The organism is Neorhizobium sp. DAR64862/K0K3, assembly GCF_050500185.1.
Lineage (GTDB): Bacteria > Pseudomonadota > Alphaproteobacteria > Rhizobiales > Rhizobiaceae > Neorhizobium > Neorhizobium soli.
The window spans coordinates 2,841,903-2,861,046 of the sequence record NZ_CP191449.1; the positions used below are offsets into that span (position 1 = coordinate 2,841,903).

Consider the following 19,144-nt stretch of genomic DNA (forward strand, 5'->3'; position numbering starts at 1 on the left):
CAAACACTGTCGATTCCTCTTGTCGGAGCCGGGAAAAGAGCTTTAAGACCAAGACGGCTTGAACGAGATTTTTCAGACATCTCAGGAGGATATTTCATGGATCGCAGACGTTTCCTGCACAATGCTACCACTGCCGGTATCGGCGCCGCGGCTGCCGCTTTGGCCACGCCGGCGATCGCCCAGGAGCGTCCGAAGATCACCTGGCGGTTGACATCGTCGTTTCCAAAGAGCCTGAACATCATCTTCGATGCGGCGACCCAGATCGCCAACAGCGTCAAGAATTCGACGGACGGCAATTTCACCATCCAGACCTATGGCGCCGGCGAACTGGTGCCGGCTCTGCAGGCAGCCGACGCGGTTGCCAACGGCACGGTCGAGATGGCGCATACATGCTCCTATTATTACATCGGCCAGGATCCAGCCTTTGCGCTTGGCACCGCCATTCCGTTCGGCCTCAATGCCCGCATGACGAATGCCTGGTTCCTCAACGGCGGCAATGATCTGATCAACGAGTTCCTGGCGCCCCGCGGCCTTTACGCACTGCCGGCCGGCAATAGCGGCACGCAGATGGGCGGCTGGTTCCGCAAGGAGATCAACACGATCGACGACCTGAAGGGCCTGAAGATGCGTATTGCTGGCCTTGCCGGCCAGGTGATGCAGAAGGTTGGCGTGACGCCCCAGCAGATTGCCGGCGGCGATGTCTATGCAGCGCTCGAAAAGGGCACGATCGATGCGACCGAATTCGTCGGTCCGTATGACGATCAGAAGCTCGGCTTCGTCAAGGTCGCCAAATACTACTACTACCCGGCATGGTGGGAAGGCGGCCCGGCCATGCATGCCTTCTTCAACCTCGAAAAATTCAACAGCCTGCCGAAGAGCTACCAGCAGATTCTGACCGATGCCTGTGCGGCAGCCAACATGAGCATGCTTGCCAATTACGACGCGCACAACGCTGTCGCCCTGAAAAAACTGGTCGGCGAAGGCGCTATCCTGAAGGCCTTCAACCGCGACATTCTGGATGTCTGTTTCAAGGCTGCGATGGAAACCTATGCCGAGCTTTCGCAGAAGAGCCCAGCCTTCAAGAAGATCTATGATCACCAGCAGGCGTTCAAGAAGGATTCCTATCTCTGGGCGCAGGTGGCCGAATACAGCTACGACACGTTCATGATGATGCAGCAGCGCGCAGGGACGCTTTGAGCATCGAATAAAACGATGAAAGCCCCGCACGCGACGGGGCTTTCGAAACTTTTGAAAGCTTCGGCCTATCTCTTCAGACGGGCCTCAATGACCTTAGCTACCGGTATTCGGTCGATTGCTGCCGACATTGGTATTTGTCGACGCGGTCTTCCCGTCGGCGGTCTGGCCGTAATAGGTACCACCGAGGTGGCCGCCGGAACTGGTGTTTTCCACCTGGCGTTCTGCGCGCTTTACGGTCTGTTCTACGTCACTCTTGCTCATAATGTCCTCCAGCTTTTGGGGTTGGTGACGGTGTTTCCAACTCAACTCTCAAAGATCTGTTCCCGAAAAACCGACATCTCGCTTGACGACAACATAATCCGATCCTATTTGGAAACGATCATTTCCTAATTAGGCAATCCGCTATGACGATCGAAACCCTCACCGATACAGCGCGAATGGCAGGCCGCCCGCGCGAGTTCGAAATCGAGGCGGCGCTGGACAAAGCGATCGTCGTGTTTTCCGAGCAGGGTTATCACGCGACGTCGATTGCGGACCTCAAGGACGCGATGGGGCTGACGGCCGGAAGCCTCTACAAGGCGTTTAAGGACAAGAAGGCCATCTTTCTCGCGTCCTTCGATCGCTACAAGCAGGTTCGCAACGCAGCCCTTGCGGAGGCAATTTCGGTGGGAGGCAACGGCCGCGAACGGATGCGCCTTGCGCTGCATCACTATGCTAACTCGGCGCATGGCGAACTTGGCCGGCGCGGCTGCCTCGTGGTCGGCGCTGCCGTCGAACTTGCGCTCTTCGATCTCGAAACGGATCTGCGCGTGAAACTATCGCAAGCCCGGATTGAAGGTCTGTTCGAAAACCTGGTTCGGGAGGGCCAGGCGGACGGATCGATTTCGGATCGGAGCGATCCCGAAGTGACGGCGCAGTTCTTCTACGCCGTGATTCAGGGTCTGCGGATCGCGGGAAAGGCCGGACAGGGCCAGGAACGCGCCATCGCCACCGTGGAAACCGCGCTTAAAATTCTCGACTGACAGCACGTCTCTTTTCTCCCTCCCTTTTCTCCTCCCAAGAGCCCACCATGACATCCCCAGTTCCTTCCCCCGCTCGTCGGGTTTCGCCGGACGCCGAAACGGCGGCCACATCGCCAAGTGCAGCGCCCACCCTCTCCCCGATAATGGCCTTCACTATGGCCGCCGCGGCCGGGCTGATCGCCGCCAACCTTTATTACGCGCAGCCGCTTGCAGGCCCGATTGCCGCATCGATCGGCCTTTCCGAAAGCGCCACCGGCCTGATCGTGACGCTGACGCAGATCGGCTATGGTCTCGGCCTGCTGTTCATGGTGCCGCTCGGTGATCTCGTCGAGAACCGCCGGCTGATCATCCTGATGATTTCCGCCACGAGCGTTGCCCTGATCGCGGCCGGGCTTTCGACGACACCGCTTCCGTTTCTCGCGGCATCGCTGGCGATCGGCATCACCTCCACTGCGGTGCAGATGATCGTGCCGTTTGCGGCAAACCTTGCACCGGAGGAGAGCCGCGGCCGGGTCGTTGGAAATGTCATGAGCGGGCTGATGATCGGCATCATGATGGCGCGACCCGTCGCGAGCTTTATCGCGGGCTTCTCGTCGTGGCATACGGTGTTCTTCCTGTCGGCTGCGGTGATGGTTGCCGTCGGTCTGGTGCTGTCCGTCCGCCTGCCGAGACGCATGCCGAAGACGACACTCCGCTATCCGGGCCTGATCGCGTCGATGGGACGGATCTATACGACGCAGCCGCTTTTGCGCCGACGGTCCTTCTACCAGTTCGCCCAGTTCTTCGCGTTCAGCCTGTTCTGGACGGTGACGCCGCTGCTGCTGGCAGGGCCCGCTTTCCAGCTGGGACAGGGCGCCATCGCCATCTTCGCGCTTGTCGGCGTCGCCGGTGCCGTTGCGTCTCCGATCGCCGGACGGTTGGCCGACCGCGGACTTGGCAGGCCGGCAACCGCCTTCGGCATCCTCGCCGTCGTTGCCGCCTTCCTGATGACGCATATTGCGCCTGAAGGTTCGACCATTGCGCTGATGATGCTGGGTCTGGCTGCCATCGCGCTCGATTTCGGCGTGTCGATGACGCTGGTGATCGGCCAGCGATCAATCTACGGCCTTGATGCAGAGCTGCGCAGCCGTTTGAACGGCCTGTTCATGGCAACCTTCTTTGTCGGCGGAGCACTGGGTTCGGCAATCGGCGCCTGGGCCTATGCGCAAGGCGGCTGGCTTGCCGCATCGGCGATCGGCCTCGCCCTGCCGGCCGCAGCCTTTGCTTATTTCCTCACGGAAAAACGATGACGAGATATGGCCCGCGTGTTTTGCGGGCCACTCATGGCGCTTACCCGATCCGCTTGTAAAACAGCGTCGTGCCGCAGAGGCCGCCTTGCGGCCACAGGGCGTAGTCGGGAATGACGCCGACGCGTTCCCAGCCGAACCGGGGATAGATGCGTTCCGCGTCGCTGCCGGTTGCGGTGTCCAGCACCAGAAGCGTGCGTCCCTGCCGTGCTGCTTCCGCTTCGACGGCCTCCATCAGCTTGCGCGAAAGGCCAAGGCCGCGGGCATTGTGATGGACGAGGAGTTTCATCAGGTCGCCCCGATGCGGCTGGTTCGGCTTCGACGCAAGACCGATCTGGACGGTGCCGACCGCCCGCCCCTCGACCTCTGCGACAGCCAGAATGATGGCACCCTTTTCCACCTCGTCTGCGATACCATTCCAGTATCCGGTGGCATCCTCAGGCGCGAATGGCAGCATGAAGCCCAGCGATGCGCCGCCATTGATGCAGTCGGACAGGATGTCACTGAGATCGGGGATCGCCTCGCGGGTGGCGTCGGCATCGAGAATACGGATGGTCGGGGTCATTGTTTGCTCCTGTGGCGGTCAGCGGCCGCGGTTGAGGATCACCGCGTAGCGGGCGGGGCGATCACTCGGATTGTGGAATTCGAAGGCGTCGCCGATATCCATGAACAGGCAGTCGCCGGGCATGAGACGGTGGGTCACGTCCGGAAGCACCATGTTCAGTTCCCCCTCGAACAGCCAGACATGCTGGGTCATGATCCGGCTTTCCTCCCGCGGCGGAAAACTCACACGTGCGCCGGCCGGAAATTCCACCTCGACGATATCGACCGGTGTCGGCATGCCCGGCGGCGAGACGGAGCGACGCAGATATCCGGTCGTCGGGTCGCGCCACAGCCTTTGCTCGGTCTTCTTCGACAGAGGTGATGATGACGGCTCGTCTGGCGCAAAGAAGGTGGAGAGGCTTTGACCCAAGCCTTCGCAGAGCCGTGCCAGAAGCGCCGCCGTCGGGCTCGCCTCCGCCCGTTCTATGCGCGAGATCATCGCCCGGCTGACACCGGAGCGCACCGACAGTTCGTCCAGTGTTAGCCCTGCGGAAGCCCTCAGCGCCTTCAGCCTTTCGCCAATTGCCAGTTCGATTTCACCGTCTGAATGTTCCATTATCGTAGATATAAAATCTCTTTTGATGGAATCAAGCGAATTGCGAAGGCTGGATGAATTTTACAGGTGATGGCGTTTCCGCGATAGCGAATGTCCTATTCGATACGCTATGGATCGTCGACCAAGGCAGCCGCGACGGAAGCGCCGAGGGTCCACTAAAATCAGGGATTTCGCAATGAACGGACAAGCGGCTGTCTCGCCCTTTTCAATCGCCAGCATCGTCGTCTCGATGACGATCGCCGCGATCGGAAGCGGCATCATGTTCGCCTATGTGCCGTTCATGCTGACAAGGTCGGAAACGCCCTGGGCGGCAGGTGCTGCGGTGACGGCCGTCGCATTCGGCGGGCTCGTCGGTTGCGTGCTCGGCGGACCGCTGATCAAGCGCGTTGGACATGCGCGGCTGTTTGCCTGCTCGATGGCAATGGTCATCATTGCAGCCGTGCTGATTGCCGCCGACCTTCCGGCCTATATCTGGATTTTTGCACGCGGCATTTATGGCGCCGCTGCCAACGTCAACTTCATCATCGCCCAGAGCTGGCTCAATCACGCTGCCTCCAACGAGTGGCGCGGTAAGGCGATGTCGTTCTTCTACATGGCCTATGTTCTGGGCCTCGGCTGCGGCAACTGGATCTTCGGCCAGATCCCGACCGACAGCAATCTTGCGCCGTTGGCGGTGGTTTTCTTTACCGCGCTTGCGATCCTGCCAATCGGGCTGACCCGCCTGCCCAACCCGCCGGCACCGGCGCGCGTCAATGTCGATATCAAGATGGCCTGGAAGATCTCGCCGGTCGGTCTGGTCGGCGTGCTTGCCTCAGGCGGTCTTTCGATGGTGGTGCAGGGCTTCCTGCCGATCTACGCCTCCACCAACAACGTGTCGCAGACCGATGTCGCGATGCTGATGTTCGTGATGCAGACCGGACTGCTGTTCGTCCAGTATCCGCTGGGCATCCTGTCTGACCGGATGGACCGACGCTTTGTGCTATTGATCACCTGCGTGCTGATCGTGTTTGCCGGCTTCGGAGCGTTTCTGTCATCCTTCTCGCATCTCTATATCCTGATGATCGTCTTCCTGATCTTCGGGGGATCAGTGGAGACCGTGTATTCGGTCGCAAACGCCCATGCGAACGACCGTGCCGACCCCGGCGATTTCGTGCCGCTGTCTTCCACGCTTCTCGTGGCATGGTCGACGGCTGCGACGATCGTGCCGCTGATGGTGACGATGCTGACGCCTGTTCTGGGCGGAAAAACCTTTATCGTTGCGGCAATGGCGGTGGCTGTCGTCTATGGCCTGTTCGTTCTGCAGCGCCTGAAAGAACGCGGTCCGGCACCCGAGGCAGAGCGGGAGAGCCACGAAGTGCGCAGCGCCCAGCTTCCGAATGCAGCGGCGCTGACCGAACCCGGGGCCGTAAATCCGGGAAATTAAGGCCTTTCATCCTCAACGAAAGGTTATCTTCCCTCTTTGCGGCAGACACGGGCGCTGCTATATGCGCGAGCCATGAGCACCAATTCCCGCACGCCGCTTGACCATATCCGCAATTTCTCGATCGTGGCGCATATCGACCACGGCAAATCGACGCTCGCCGATCGTCTAATCCAGACGACCGGCGGCCTTGCCGAACGCGACATGTCCGAGCAGGTTCTCGATTCGATGGATATCGAGCGCGAGCGCGGCATCACCATCAAGGCACAGACCGTGCGCCTGCACTACAAGGCGAATAACGGCGAGACCTACGTTCTCAACCTGATCGACACGCCCGGCCACGTCGACTTCGCCTACGAAGTGTCGCGTTCGCTGTCGGCCTGCGAAGGTTCGCTGCTGGTCGTCGATGCGTCACAGGGCGTCGAAGCGCAGACGCTTGCCAACGTCTATCAGGCGATCGACAACAATCACGAGATCGTCACGGTCCTCAACAAGATCGACCTGCCGGCCGCCGAGCCCGACCGCATCCGCGACCAGATCGAGGAAGTGATCGGCATCGACGCCAGCCAGGCCGTGCTGATCTCGGCAAAGACCGGCCTCGGCATTCCCGACGTTCTGGAAGCCATCGTCCACCAGCTGCCCCCGCCGAAGAGCGAGATGGGCGACAAGGGTCCGCTGAAGGCGCTGCTGGTCGACAGCTGGTACGACACCTATCTCGGCGTCATGGTTCTCGTTCGCATCCTTGATGGCGTGCTGACCAAGGGCCAGACCATCCGCATGATGGGCACCGATGCCAAGTATCAGGTGGAACGCGTCGGCGTTCTGACGCCGAAGATGCTGGCCGTCGATAGTCTCGGCCCGGGCGAGATCGGTTTCTTCACCGGCTCGATCAAGGAAGTGGCCGATACGCGCGTCGGCGATACCATTACCGAAGACAAGAAGCCGACCGCCAAGGCACTTCCGGGCTTCAAGCCTGCGCAGCCGGTCGTGTTCTGCGGCCTGTTCCCGGTCGATGCGGCCGATTTCGAAGACCTGCGTGCCGCGATGGGCAAGCTGCGCCTCAACGACGCTTCGTTCTCGTTCGAGATGGAATCGTCTGCGGCTCTGGGCTTCGGTTTCCGTTGCGGCTTCCTCGGACTGCTGCATCTCGAAATCATCCAGGAGCGTCTGGAACGCGAGTTCAACCTCGATCTGATCGCAACCGCGCCTTCGGTGGTCTATCAGCTGACCATGACCGACGGTTCCGAGCGCGAGCTGCACAACCCGGCCGACATGCCTGATGTCGTCAAGATCTCGGAAATCCGCGAACCTTGGATCAAGGCGACGATCCTGACCCCGGACGACTATCTCGGCGGCATCCTGAAGCTTTGTCAGGACCGCCGCGGCATCCAGACCGAGCTTACCTATGTGGGCAAGCGCGCGATGCTGACCTATGAACTGCCGCTCAACGAAGTGGTGTTCGATTTCTACGACCGTTTGAAGTCGATCTCCAAGGGCTATGCCTCGTTCGACTACCACCTGCACGGCTATCAGGAGGGCAACCTCGTGAAGATGTCGATCATGGTGAATGGCGAGCCTGTCGACGCGCTGTCGATGCTGGTGCACCGGACTGCTGCCGAAAAGCGAGGCCGCGACATGTGCGAGAAGCTGAAGGATCTGATCCCCAGGCACATGTTCAAGATCCCGATCCAGGCAGCCATCGGCGGCAACGTGATTGCCCGCGAGACGATTTCTGCGATGCGCAAGGACGTGACGGCGAAGTGCTACGGCGGCGACGCCACCCGCAAGCGCAAGCTGCTCGACAAGCAGAAGGAAGGCAAGAAGCGCATGCGGCAGTTCGGCAAAGTCGACATTCCGCAGGAAGCATTCATTGCAGCGCTGAAGATGAAAGACGATTGATTTGCACAGGGGCTGGTTCGAAAGAACCGGCCCTTTTTACTCGCCGAATGCTCGGTCAGCCGGATCATTTCGGGACAGGAATCAAAAGATCTGGGCCGGACCGCAATAAACGAACATATCGCGCCGTCCAAAGTTTGATAATCTGCAAAAATTGCTTTGAAAACCGCCGATTGACGGCATATTACCGGCGCCTATTCCATCACACGCATTTGGTGACGTCATGAACTATCAGGTCGTATCCGCGCATTGGCCTATTGGCGGAGGCGAGACCGGCGAGCTCATACGCCAGTTCGACTGGACGAAGACGTCTCTCGGGATGATCAAAGACTGGCCTTCGCATCTGCGGATCAAGGTCAACTCGATGGTCAATTCGCCGATCCCGCAGGTTTTGATGTGGGGCGACGATCATGTGATGATCTACAATGACGGCTATAAGGAGATTGCCGGGGATTATCATCCACGCGCGCTCGGCGACAAAGTTTCCGCTGTCTGGCCGGAAATCTGGGAGTGGAACAAGACAATCCTTGAAGCCGGCTTTCGGGGAGAGGTCCAGTCCTTCCGCGACCAGGTCATGGTGCTGAACCGTCATGGATCGCCTGAGGATGTCGTCTTCGACCTCTTCTACACGCCGATCTACGACGAAACCGGCAAGGTAGACGGTGTCCTGTGCACGGTGCTCGAAAACACCGAGAAGGTGCACGCGCTGAACGCCTTGGCTCAGAGCCAGGAAGAGCTCAGCCGCCTTACCAACGCGCTCCCCATCCTCGTCGGGTTCCTCGACCGCGACCATGTCTATCGCTTCGCCAATGACGGTTATCAGGAGTGGTTCGGACTTGCCGCCAGCGACGTGATTGGCAAGCATGCCGCGGAGGTGATCGGCAACGCCTATTACGCCGCCCGCATACCATTGCTTCAAAAAGCGCTCTCCGGCGAACGGGTGATCACGGACACGGTGATCAAACGTCCTGACGGAGAAGAACGGACAGCCGAAATCCGCTACGTTCCGCGCTTCACCTCCAAGGGTGAGATCGACGGCATCTATGTGCTGATCATCGATATCGAAGACCGCAAACAATCCGAGAACGCACTTCGTCGCAGCAATGAACGGTTCCGGGCCGCGGTCGCGGCCATCCATGGCGTGCTGTGGACCAACACCGCCGACGGCCGGATGCTGGGCGAACAGACGGCCTGGGCCACGCTGACCGGCCAGCGTTACGAGGAATACCAGGACTACGGCTGGGCAGATGCCGTGCATCCCGACGATCGGGAAGGTTCGGTCGCCAGCTGGCAGGCAGCCGTCGCGTCCAAATCCACCTATGTCTGGGAACATCGCGTCCGCCGCCATGACGGCCTCTATCGTACCTTTGCCATCCGAGGCGTGCCGATCATCGGTTCCTCGGGCGACATCGAGGAATGGGTCGGTGTCCATACCGATATCACCGAGCAGCGGGAAGCCGAATCGAACCTGCAGGACCATGCCAGCAACCTAGAACGGCAGGTCCGCCACCGCCTGCGGGCAGAGGAACAGCTAAGACAGCTGAACGAAAGCCTGGAAGCGCGCGTCGAATCGGAGATCGCGGAGAGGCGCCAGGCCGAACGGGCATTGCAGCAGGCGCAGAAGATGGAATCGATCGGTCAGCTGACCGGGGGCGTTGCGCATGACTTCAACAACCTGTTGCAGGTCGTTGCCGGCAATCTTCAGCTCCTGGCCAAGGACATTGTCGGCAATGCACAGGCGGAACGGCGTGTCGGCAATGCGCTTGCCGGCGTCAGCCGCGGTGCAAAGCTTGCCAGCCAGTTGCTGGCTTTCGGCCGCCGGCAGGCGCTGGAGCCACGCGTCATCAACATCAGCCGCTTTATTGCCGGAATGGACGATCTGCTGCGCCGTTCGCTCGGTGAGGCGGTTGAGGTCGAGGTAATTGCCAGCGGCGGGCTCTGGAACACCTATGCCGACCCGACACAGGTCGAAAACGCGCTTCTGAACCTCGCAATCAACGCACGTGATGCGATGGAGGGGTCCGGCAAATTGACGATTGAGGTGGGTAACGCCTTTCTCGACCAGGATTACGCCCGCACCCACGTGGAAGTCACGCCCGGTCAATACGTGATGCTGGCCGTGACGGACACGGGCGCCGGCATGGCGCCAGATATTCTCGATAAAGTGTTCGAGCCGTTCTTTTCCACCAAGCCAGAGGGCAAGGGAACCGGATTGGGACTGTCCATGGTCTACGGCTTCGTCAAGCAGTCCGGCGGGCATGTGAAGATCTACAGCGAGGTGAACGAGGGCACGACCGTGAAGGTCTACCTGCCGCGGTCCGTCGCCGATGAGGACCGCGAAGTGGTCGTCCAGGCCGGCCCGGTCGTCGGCGGCTCGGAAACCGTGCTGGTCGTGGAAGACGACGAGGCGGTGCGCAACACCGTTTTCGAGACGCTGACCGATCTCGGCTACCGCGTCCTGACGGCAAAGGATGCACAGGCCGGCCTCAACGTGGTCGAGAGCGGCATTCCAATCGACGTCATCTTTACCGACGTCGTGATGCCGGGCCCGCTGAAGAGCCGCGAAATGGCGCGTCGCGCAAAGGAGCGCCTGCCGCACCTCGCGGTGCTATTCACCTCCGGCTACACTGAAAATTCCATCGTGCACGGCGGCATTCTGGATGCCGGTGTCGAGCTCTTGTCAAAACCCTATACCCGCGAGGCTTTGGCGCGCCGTATTCGCCATGTCATCGCCAACCAGAAGCAGGTGGACCAGGCGACCGCCCCCAGGGCGGAAACAGTCAAGCCCGTTGCCGAAGTTGCCGCCGCGACGCCGAAAACGCTGACGATCCTGCTGGTCGAAGACGACTTTCTGATCCGGGGAAACACGGCCGAGATGCTTGCCGAACTCGGCCATCAGGTAATCGAGGCTGGGACAGGAAAAGAAGCGCTGGTCGAGCTCGAAAGCAATTCGATCGATGTCCTGATCACCGATATCGGCCTGCCGGATACAGTCGGCGGTGATCTGGCGGTGCGTGCCGTGGCGGAAAAGCCCGACCTGACCGTCGTGTTCGCAACGGGAGAGAGCCACAAGCCGGACAACGCGCCACCCGGCTCCCGCCTTCTGCAGAAGCCTTATAACGAGATGGACCTTGCGGCGGTTCTGGCAGGCGTCAACGCGGGTTCGTAGTCCGGATCCCCGCATGGCCGGGGCCTGTTGCCTGCATCACGCCCCGGCGCCTTCAATGTTTCGCCGGGAGGAAGGGATGCGGAAGGTCCGCCGGTGTGATCCAGACGCAGCCGTCGAATGCCACTTCCCCATGGTCCAGTTTGCGGCTGGCGATCGTCTCCATCAGGGAGAGCTTTGATCGCACGCTGCCGATTCCGTCATCGTTGAGGACCCGGACCGCTTGGCAGGTGGGGCCATCCCGCATCACGATCAACGTATGATGGCTGTTCTCGACGATTTTGTTTTCGATGGTAACGAGCTTCATGCTCTCTCCTTCGACTGACGGATGGGGTTGAGGCGTCATCGAAGGGTCGGCAAATTTGGTTAACAAAGGGTTAACGACGCGGGGGCGTCCCCCGCAAACGAAAAACCGCCCGTCCTTGCGGACGAGCGGTTCGATCGATGGTCTTTCCCTGCCTGTTACGGCTGGGTCGTACCGCCTGTTGCCGGTGCAGCAGGAGCCGGTGCGGCCGGAGCAGGTGCGGCTGGCGTTGCCGGAGCAGGTGCTGCCGGTTCCGTGACAGCAGGCGGCGTTGCGGTCGAGGATGTCGTGGCAGGATCGGTGGTCGAGCCACCCATCTGCGACCAGACAAACGCGCCGACGACGATAACTGCCAGAATGGCTACCCAGCCCATCCAGGAAGAGCTTTTGCGCGTCTCCGGGGTGGTGCGAAGGTCAGGGCGGGTGTTATTCGAGTTTGGATCGTAAGCCATGTTTGTTTCCTCCGTTTCAGCAGAGACAATGCGACCACAAGGAATTTGTTCCAAAGATCTGCGGATCGGACATTGTGTCTGCGCTAAAACCTTACGTTGGAATGCGGCAGACGAACGTTCAAACCGTCAAACGGTGGCGGTTGTACCGTCTTCGGTTGTGGCACCAGGCGCATTCTTCTTGATCGATTCGATCGCGTTGATTGCCGACGCCTTCTGCTTGTATCCTTCAGAGATAAACATCGTTTCGCCGTTCGACGCTTTGAAGCGGAAACGGAACTCACCAGTCTTGTCCTTGTAGACCTGAAACTTGTACAATTTAGCCTCCCTCAGCTGACCCTAAACAAGAAGATGCCACTGGATAAGGGATGGAACAAGAGGGATATGCGCCTGCCATGAAGGAAACGGGTTTGAACAAAGAGCGTGTCGGTATCGTCGGTCTCGGACGGATGGGAAGCGCCATGGCGACGCGCCTTGCACAACAGGGCTTCACTGTCACCGGATGGAGCCGAAGCGACGCTTTTGGTGCGCGGCAGAGGGCTCTCGGCATTGATGCCGTTGAAGACCTTTCCTCCCTAGCAGAGCGTTCCGACGTCATCATTCTTGCCCTGATCGACGATCAGGCGGTGCATGATGTGCTTAACACACTCGCGGCTACGGACCTTACGGGCAAGCTGATCGTCGATACCAGCACGGTCAACCCTATGACTCTGCGGAGCCACCAGGAGGCCATCGGTCGATCGGGTGCCGGCCTCCTCGACGCGCCGATCGCCGGCGGCCCGGAGATGCTGCTTCAGGGAAAGGTCGGGCTTTATATCGGCGGCTCGCCTGAAGACCACGAGCGCTTTCGGCCCGTTGCGGAAACGCTTTCCGACCGTGCGCTGCATGTGGGAAAACTCGGAGATGGCGCATCGGCCAAGCTCGTCAACAACATGATGCTGATGGGACTGTGGCAGAATCTCAAGGAGGCACTTCTGCTAGGCAAGAGCGCCGGCCTCTCTTCAGCGAAGATCCTCGAAATCCTTGCGGGAAGCCCGGCTGCGAGCCCGGCGATGAAGAGCAGGCTTCCTGTCATTTCAGGTGAGACGGACACGGTCGGGTTTCCTGTGTCGGGTGCGGTGAAGGATGCGCGGCTGGTGCGAGATTTCGCAAAGGAGCTCGGGATCTCCATCCCTGCGATCTCGGCGTCGCTTGCAAGCTTCGAGGCGGCATTGGACGCCGGCTATGGCGACGCAGACTTGGCGACCATGGTCAAACTGGTTGCCGACGCGGACTGAAACAGGAGTTGAGTTGCATGACGGACAAACCGCATATCACCATCCTCTACTGCACCCAGTGCAACTGGCTGCTGCGCTCCGGCTGGATGGCGCAGGAACTGCTGCAGACATTCGGTGATTCGCTAGGCGAGGTCGGGCTTATCCCGGGCACCGGCGGAGCATTCGAGATCCGCATCGACGGCGCGTTGATCTGGGAGCGCAAACGCGATGGCGGTTTTCCTGGTCCCAAGGAATTGAAGCAGCGGGTTCGCGATATCCTCGACCCCGACCGGGACCTTGGCCATATCGACCGACACCAAGCCAAAACCGAAGTCGACACCGCGGGTTAGGACGGTTTTTGAAAGTTTTTCGGGGCCTGACATGAAAACTTCAAAAACCCTGTTGACTTGACCCGGTGTCCCTCGTACATCGCTCTCCGTCGCCCAGATGGCGGAATTGGTAGACGCGCCAGCTTCAGGTGCTGGTACCCGAAAGGGTGTGGAGGTTCGAGTCCTCTTCTGGGCACCATTCCCATTTTACTATTGGCTTTAGCTATAAGCCACTGATTGTGCAGGTCTTGTTCTGTCTGCGTCTCCGCGGCGCATGACACGCGCGATGAGTAACCATTGTCCCCCAAAGAATGGATGGTGCGGATGAGGTCTTGGAAAGACTGTTCAAGGCTATTGATCTGCCAGTGAGGTTTGGTCCTTGCCCTCTGCTCTGTCGAGGGCCTCACCAACACCACTCCAGTGATCATTGGATCGATGCTCAACGTCGCAACACGGACTGAGATACAATCTCGGATCAGCTCCGATACTCCAAGATCCAGATAAGCCTCAGGACAGCCAATGCACGTAACGCATGCAGCAGCAACGATGCTCGGTCTTCAGTCGTCGAATGCAACGCAATCGCCATTTAACGACCAGGTGTCCCTATGGAAAAATTGCTTTTCTCGATCACTGCGAATGGTAGCCCGGAAGTTCTCGAGCGTCAGATTTCGGCAATCGATCGTTTCTCGCCTGGGTCGTTTATCTGCGTTCATCATGCGCGGGGCTCGACATTTCGAGGAGGCGATGTCCCTCAAAGCAGCGGCTCCTGCAACGTCTTCTTCAATCCAAATTCCTATGAGATCAGGCCGCAGGAGGGCGTTTTACATGCCCATGTCAGCAACTTCCAACATGCCGTTGCGCAGTCTCTAGATTTTGACAAGATCGTCCTTTTGTCAGCGGAGGACCTGCTCATCAAATCCGGATTAGGCGAGTATACGAAGCGGTTCACAACGGGCGCTCAGACCGAGCTCTATGAAAGCATAGAGACCGCGAACAACTGGTCTGTGTTTCGGCCTGAGGTTTTAGACTCGGCCGGTATGAAACACTTCCTGTCCCTGCTTGGGCTTCCGCTCTTCGCTGGCGGGCAGGCGGAAGGTCAGTTCTTCAGCCGACGTGTCTTCGCCCATCTGGAGCGCATGTACATGGAATCGTTTCCGATGGAGCCGTGCGGGTTTCCGACGGAGCAGATCCTACCTCCAACGCTTAACATGTGGCTGGGTTTTACCGGCACGAACGTCTCACTGCCCATCACGTTCACGGCTGCCAACGCTCAGATGGACATATCGGAAGCTGTTCTTCACCAACTCAAGACGGGCGACGGAGCTCTCCACGCGCGCGCTAAACCAAGGGCCCTGCGGCCGGTTCATCTCGGAGCGTGCGTGTTGAAAAACGTCTATGCGGTCAGTTTGCCGGCTGATCGATACGAAGCCTGGGAGAACGTGATGTCACAATCGGAAGATGGTTAAGTCGCCGCAGTGTTCTAACGCCATCGTCAATTTTTCTGAGCCAGGCCCGTTGATGACCAAAATCCTCTTTTCCCTGCCGGTCCATGAAATGCCCGCCATCGTGCGGGATCAAATCGCAAACATTAATTACTTCTGCCCCGGCTCAACAATTGCCATCCACATATCAGCGGGAGCCGCCGCGCTGCAGGACGAGTTTCGTCGGGAGTGCGACCTTCCGAACGTCCTGATCAATCCTAGTTCATACGAGACCAGATGGAACGCGGGCCTCCTCCATACGCATGTCAGCAACTATCTCTACGCGCTTGAGCGGGGCGCCGACTTCGATCGCGTCGTTCTGATTTCATCCAACGAACTTCTCGTGAAGCCAGGGCTTAGTGAGTATGTGTCCAGGTATGCAATGGGGTCTCATGTCCAGATCTACGACCTTGCTGCCGATTGGGGAGGTTTCCGCACCGACGTCGCGAGCGATATGTCCGTCCGCAACTTCGTCGCCAGTCTCGGGCTAACGTCGTACTTCGCTGGGCAGGCGGAAGGCCAGTTCTACAGCAATCGCATATTCGCTCGGATTGCGCGCCTATTCGTCGAGAATTTTCCTATGGCTCCGTGCGGGTTCAATAGCGAAGAGGTCATCCCTCCTACCGTCGCAGCGAGCCTTTCAATGGCGGGCGTAAACTACGCTCACCCGATTACCTTCTGCGATTACTGCACGGCCATTAAAATTACGCCGGAGTTGATCGACCAGATTAGATCAGGCAACGGCGCGGTCTACGCTCAGCGCGTACCCCGGTCGATGCGCTCTCCACATATCGGTGTATCAACCTTCGACGGGATATTCAGCGTCAAACGCGTCCCTCGCGAGGAATGCGAATTGCGCCAGTATATCCGCGGGCTGATGACCTAGCGACTGCCTCTCAGCGTCAACCCCAATCCGAGAGAGACGTGTGAAGCCTCGTAAACACCTCCGCTCTACTTCGGAAGATGCCGCGGGTTGATGCCTGGGACCCAGTGCGTATTCGGCATCTGCGTGCCCGTATAGCGAATGCCGTTGTTCGTTTCGCAGTGATACAGCCGCCGCGGCACGTCATCCCAGAAGCGGGCGCCCGGCCCTGACCTCAGTTCCGAGACGTAGCCGATATCACTGGTGCATGAGTAGGAATCGGGATCCGACTTGACGAGGCTTTCCGTCGGTTTCACGCCGGGCAGGTTCTTGAAGAAGGTCTGGGGCGACTGGGTGAACACGTCGCCTTCCGCAGCCATCGTGTCATCAGGAACAAGGGCCGTTACGACGACCCCCATCAGCATCGCGGCTGGTAAAATCCATGCACCCTTCAGCATTTTTCTGTCCCTGTCGGCACTCTATCACCTTCACGAAATAAGAGGTGCAACGCCACGGTGCCAGCGGATGCGATCCCACATTTGCGTGATCGTTGCGCCCGGATCATGGAAAGCGGCGGTAATCGGTCGGCTGTCCGTAGAGCCAGCCTATCCGCTCCACAGCGGCTTTGAAATTTTCGCGTGCCACGGTCATCGTGTGGCCGTTGGCGTGGAGCAGGGTTTCCGGGTCTTCCATGATGCCGACATGGCCGTTCCAGAAGACGAGATCGCCGCGGCGGAGATCCTCGGCATCGATTCTCTCACCGAAGGCTGCCTGCATGTCGCTGTCGCGCGGTACCGGTTTTCCGATCATTGCCATTGCAAGCTGGACGAGGCCGGAGCAGTCGATGCCGAAGCCTGTGCGGCCGCCCCAGAGATAGGGCGTTTCGAGGAACCTCAGAGCAACCGCGACATAGTCGTCGCCGGCAACTTCCGAGATCGGCAGGCAGTGATCGGCGATGACGGCGCCGCCGCCGGCCAGCGTGAAATAGTGCGTGCCGCGGGTTTCGCTTTTGCCGACGACCGTCACGCGACTGCCCATCGACAGTGCTCGAAGCGGCGGCTTGCGCAATTCCGGGCCCGGATAGACGAAGGTGCGCTGCGTCACGATACGGTGCGTCGCCTGTTCGACCACGTCGAGCATCACGTCCGGCATGTAGCCGACATAGCCATCCTGATCGGCCTGGACCCAGACGAAGCCGTCCTTGCGGTCGAAGACGCGCACGGTTTCACCGAACAGAAGTTGCGTATCGATCCCGCTTTCCAGATCCGGTGAAGGTCGAAGCGGGGCAACGGGGACGGCGATTTGGGCTGCGACGCCCTGCACGAAGCGGGGGGCATCGACGCGACCTTCGAGCGCCGCATCGGCAAGGTCGGCACGGAAGGCATGGAGGCGTCTGTCGAGATCGGTCATCTTTGTGTTTCCAGGGTCAGATCGGAGTTATCAGCAGGTTCGTCGCACTATGCGGCAGCCGTGCGGCGGCTTTCACGGATGATGAGGTCGCCGAGATTTTCGAGGTAGAGGGCGCCGGCCACGGTCCGCTTTATCACGACATTACGGCGATCGCGCTCGTCCCTCACCCGATCGACCAGACCGAGCGCACCCATCGTATCGAGTGCGCGGGTGATCACCGGCTTGGTGACGTCGAGGGTGGCGGCCAAGCCACGTACCGTGTGGGGCGGCGGCACGAGATAGATATGCAAGAGGATCGACAACTGGCGCAGGGTAAGATCCCGCTCGTCGCGCTTCACCTGTTCCAGCGAAACGCGATGCCAGAGGCCGAGTGCCTGCGTTGCGGTTAAGTCTGCGGCCATCCCGCCTCCAAGATTGCGTGTCGCGTCCATCTTAGGTGCGAGATCTTACCGCTTCGTTTGATGCCCCGCGCTCTTACCTCGCCGCCATATCCTTGATGACCTTGTAGAGCGCCCGGATCGCGAATGCTTCGCCGCCGACGGAAGCATGCGGCTTGTCCGCTGCAACCCAGGCATAGATATCAAAATGCACCCAGCTCTTTGCGGCCGTGACGAAGCGTTTGAGAAACAGCGCCGCGGTAATCGCACCGGCCATGCCACCGGAAGGCGCGTTCGTGATGTCGGCGGCGCGAGACCGGATGTCCTTGTCGTAGCCCATCCACAAAGGCAGTCGCCACATCGGATCCGCCTGCGAGCCTGCTGCTGCCGTAAGTTTGGCTGAGAGCGCCTCGTCGTCGGTGAAATAGGGGGCGAGTTCTGTGCCGAGCGCGACGCGTGCGGCACCCGTCAGCGTCGCCATGTCGATCAGCAGGTCCGGCGGGGTCTCGTCCGCATAGGCGAGCGCGTCGGCCAGCACGAGCCGGCCTTCCGCATCGGTATTGTCGATCTGGACGGTGATGCCCTTGCGGCTCTTGTAGATGTCGCCGGGACGGAAGGCGTTGGATGAGATCGAGTTTTCAACCGCGGGCACCAGAACCTGAAGATCGATCGCCAGGCCTGCATCCATGATCATCAACGCAAGACCCATGACATTGGCGGCACCGCCCATGTCCTTCTTCATCAGCGCCATGTTGGCGGCGCCCTTGATGTCGAGACCGCCGGTATCGAAGCACACGCCCTTGCCGACCAGCGTGACCCGCGGATCGCCCTTTTTGCCCCAGCGCATCTCGAGGAGACGCGGCTGCGAGGCGCTGGCGCGACCGACCGTGTGGATGAGCGGGAAGTTCTGTGTCAGCAGGTCATCACCGACGATCGTGGTGACGGTTGCGCCGTACTGCGCGCCGAGCGCCCGGAAGGCTGCGTCCAGTTCGTCCGGCCCCATCTCGTTGGTCGGGATGTTGACGAGATCGCGGGCGAGGAACACACCGGCAAGCTGGCGCTCGAGATCTGCCGCATCCGCAGAAGCTCCAATGGCGAGGCGGACATCCTTCGACTTTTCAGTCTTGTAACGGCTGAAGCAATAGCTGCCGAGACCAAATCCGAGCGCGAACTGCTCGGGCGATACGCCCTCGCCTTCCAGATGCCAATCACCTGGCGGAAGCAGCTTTGACAGCTTTCCCGCGACGAACGGTTGCTCCGACGGGTTCTTGCCCAGTCCGAACAGCGCGCCGGCAACGCCGCCGTCCTTGCCCGGCAGCAAGGTGAATGCGCCGGCTTCGGCCTTGAAGCCTGCAGCCCTCGCCCAGTCGGTGACCGCCGCGTCGAGACGACCGTTCTCCAGATCCGCGGGCGTGACGGCATGGACGGGCCGGGTCGCAACACCCATAGAGCTGAACAGTGCTGGACGGACGGTATGCTGGTATGGGGTCATGGCAGCCTTCGCAAGGATCTGGAAACGTTCATTTTAAC

General features: G+C 59.9%; 20 protein-coding genes and 1 tRNA gene. 11 read left to right on the plus strand and 10 right to left on the minus strand.

The genetic code is table 11. The features are described 5' to 3' along the window. Positions 1-96: 96 nt before the first annotated feature. Positions 97-1,197: a TRAP transporter substrate-binding protein gene (locus ACQY1L_RS13790; protein ID WP_113109343.1), complete on the plus strand. Its 1,101-nt coding sequence runs from the start codon at positions 97-99 to the stop codon at positions 1,195-1,197. A 93-nt stretch (positions 1,198-1,290) separates the two neighbouring features. Here ACQY1L_RS13790 and ACQY1L_RS13795 read toward each other — a convergent pair whose 3' ends face one another. Beyond that, the gene (locus tag ACQY1L_RS13795; protein ID WP_165699867.1) at positions 1,291-1,458 is read right to left on the minus strand and encodes a hypothetical protein; all 168 of its coding nucleotides are present in this window, start codon (positions 1,456-1,458) and stop codon (positions 1,291-1,293) included. 143 nt (positions 1,459-1,601) lie between these two features. Here ACQY1L_RS13795 and ACQY1L_RS13800 point away from each other — a divergent pair, with 143 nt between their 5' ends. Both ACQY1L_RS13800 and ACQY1L_RS13805 read left to right on the plus strand, forming a co-directional pair. Further along, the gene (locus tag ACQY1L_RS13800) at positions 1,602-2,219 is read left to right on the plus strand and encodes a TetR/AcrR family transcriptional regulator (RefSeq protein WP_430241271.1); all 618 of its coding nucleotides are present in this window, start codon (positions 1,602-1,604) and stop codon (positions 2,217-2,219) included. 47 nt (positions 2,220-2,266) lie between these two features. Then, positions 2,267-3,508, plus strand: a complete 1,242-nt coding sequence (locus ACQY1L_RS13805) for an MFS transporter (RefSeq protein WP_430241273.1) — start codon at positions 2,267-2,269, stop codon at positions 3,506-3,508. Between the two features lie 40 nt (positions 3,509-3,548). Here the strand turns inward: ACQY1L_RS13805 and ACQY1L_RS13810 are convergent, their stop codons facing one another. Together ACQY1L_RS13810 and ACQY1L_RS13815 are read right to left on the minus strand one after the other, a co-directional pair. Next, on the minus strand, positions 3,549-4,070 hold the full coding sequence (locus ACQY1L_RS13810) for an N-acetyltransferase family protein (protein ID WP_430241275.1): 522 nt from the start codon (positions 4,068-4,070) through the stop codon (positions 3,549-3,551). Between the two features lie 18 nt (positions 4,071-4,088). Next, the gene (locus ACQY1L_RS13815) at positions 4,089-4,667 is read right to left on the minus strand and encodes a helix-turn-helix domain-containing protein (protein WP_430243969.1); all 579 of its coding nucleotides are present in this window, start codon (positions 4,665-4,667) and stop codon (positions 4,089-4,091) included. Positions 4,668-4,839: 172 nt separating this feature from the next. On the opposite strand from ACQY1L_RS13815, the gene ACQY1L_RS13820 reads away from it, so the two are divergent. From ACQY1L_RS13820 to ACQY1L_RS13830, 3 genes are all read left to right on the plus strand, one after another. Further along, positions 4,840-6,087, plus strand: a complete 1,248-nt coding sequence (locus tag ACQY1L_RS13820; protein WP_430241277.1) for an MFS transporter — start codon at positions 4,840-4,842, stop codon at positions 6,085-6,087. A gap of 72 nt (positions 6,088-6,159) precedes the next feature. Further along, positions 6,160-7,983: a translation elongation factor 4 gene (lepA, locus tag ACQY1L_RS13825; protein WP_062454104.1), complete on the plus strand. Its 1,824-nt coding sequence runs from the start codon at positions 6,160-6,162 to the stop codon at positions 7,981-7,983. Positions 7,984-8,203: 220 nt separating this feature from the next. Beyond that, positions 8,204-11,149, plus strand: a complete 2,946-nt coding sequence (locus ACQY1L_RS13830) for a PAS domain-containing protein (RefSeq protein WP_184654221.1) — start codon at positions 8,204-8,206, stop codon at positions 11,147-11,149. A gap of 52 nt (positions 11,150-11,201) precedes the next feature. Here the strand turns inward: ACQY1L_RS13830 and ACQY1L_RS13835 are convergent, their stop codons facing one another. From ACQY1L_RS13835 to ACQY1L_RS13845, 3 genes are all read right to left on the minus strand, one after another. Next, positions 11,202-11,453 carry a hypothetical protein gene (locus ACQY1L_RS13835; RefSeq protein WP_062454106.1) on the minus strand — a complete coding sequence of 84 codons (252 nt, stop codon included), beginning with the start codon at positions 11,451-11,453 and terminating at the stop codon, positions 11,202-11,204. Positions 11,454-11,608: 155 nt separating this feature from the next. Then, a complete protein-coding gene (locus tag ACQY1L_RS13840; RefSeq protein WP_062454107.1) occupies positions 11,609-11,902 on the minus strand; it encodes a hypothetical protein in 294 nt (97 codons plus the stop codon). A gap of 126 nt (positions 11,903-12,028) precedes the next feature. Next, complete coding sequence (locus tag ACQY1L_RS13845) at positions 12,029-12,217, minus strand: YegP family protein (RefSeq protein ID WP_062454108.1); 189 nt, start codon at positions 12,215-12,217, stop codon at positions 12,029-12,031. A 77-nt stretch (positions 12,218-12,294) separates the two neighbouring features. Between ACQY1L_RS13845 and ACQY1L_RS13850 the strand changes: the two genes are divergently transcribed. The 5 genes from ACQY1L_RS13850 to ACQY1L_RS13870 all read left to right on the plus strand — a co-directional run bounded on the left by ACQY1L_RS13850 (position 12,295) and on the right by ACQY1L_RS13870 (position 15,851). Beyond that, a complete protein-coding gene (locus ACQY1L_RS13850) occupies positions 12,295-13,176 on the plus strand; it encodes an NAD(P)-dependent oxidoreductase (RefSeq protein WP_430243971.1) in 882 nt (293 codons plus the stop codon). Between the two features lie 17 nt (positions 13,177-13,193). Continuing rightward, the gene (locus tag ACQY1L_RS13855) at positions 13,194-13,505 is read left to right on the plus strand and encodes a SelT/SelW/SelH family protein (protein ID WP_092663878.1); all 312 of its coding nucleotides are present in this window, start codon (positions 13,194-13,196) and stop codon (positions 13,503-13,505) included. Positions 13,506-13,596: 91 nt separating this feature from the next. Next, a tRNA-Leu gene (locus ACQY1L_RS13860) sits at positions 13,597-13,683 on the plus strand. A gap of 406 nt (positions 13,684-14,089) precedes the next feature. Continuing rightward, on the plus strand, positions 14,090-14,950 hold the full coding sequence (locus ACQY1L_RS13865) for a hypothetical protein (RefSeq protein ID WP_430241282.1): 861 nt from the start codon (positions 14,090-14,092) through the stop codon (positions 14,948-14,950). Positions 14,951-15,002: 52 nt separating this feature from the next. Continuing rightward, positions 15,003-15,851, plus strand: coding sequence for a hypothetical protein (locus ACQY1L_RS13870; protein ID WP_139283897.1), 849 nt, complete (start codon positions 15,003-15,005; stop codon positions 15,849-15,851). 65 nt (positions 15,852-15,916) lie between these two features. On the opposite strand, the gene ACQY1L_RS13875 is transcribed toward ACQY1L_RS13870, so the two are convergent. The 4 genes from ACQY1L_RS13875 to ACQY1L_RS13890 all read right to left on the minus strand — a co-directional run bounded on the left by ACQY1L_RS13875 (position 15,917) and on the right by ACQY1L_RS13890 (position 19,106). Further along, positions 15,917-16,285 carry a hypothetical protein gene (locus ACQY1L_RS13875; RefSeq protein WP_062454111.1) on the minus strand — a complete coding sequence of 123 codons (369 nt, stop codon included), beginning with the start codon at positions 16,283-16,285 and terminating at the stop codon, positions 15,917-15,919. Between the two features lie 103 nt (positions 16,286-16,388). Further along, the gene (locus tag ACQY1L_RS13880) at positions 16,389-17,237 is read right to left on the minus strand and encodes an NlpC/P60 family protein (RefSeq protein ID WP_430241284.1); all 849 of its coding nucleotides are present in this window, start codon (positions 17,235-17,237) and stop codon (positions 16,389-16,391) included. A gap of 47 nt (positions 17,238-17,284) precedes the next feature. Next, entirely contained in the window at positions 17,285-17,638 is a 354-nt protein-coding gene (locus tag ACQY1L_RS13885) for a MarR family transcriptional regulator (RefSeq protein ID WP_062578701.1), read from the minus strand. 73 nt (positions 17,639-17,711) lie between these two features. Continuing rightward, positions 17,712-19,106: a leucyl aminopeptidase family protein gene (locus ACQY1L_RS13890; RefSeq protein ID WP_430241287.1), complete on the minus strand. Its 1,395-nt coding sequence runs from the start codon at positions 19,104-19,106 to the stop codon at positions 17,712-17,714. Positions 19,107-19,144: the final 38 nt, after the last annotated feature.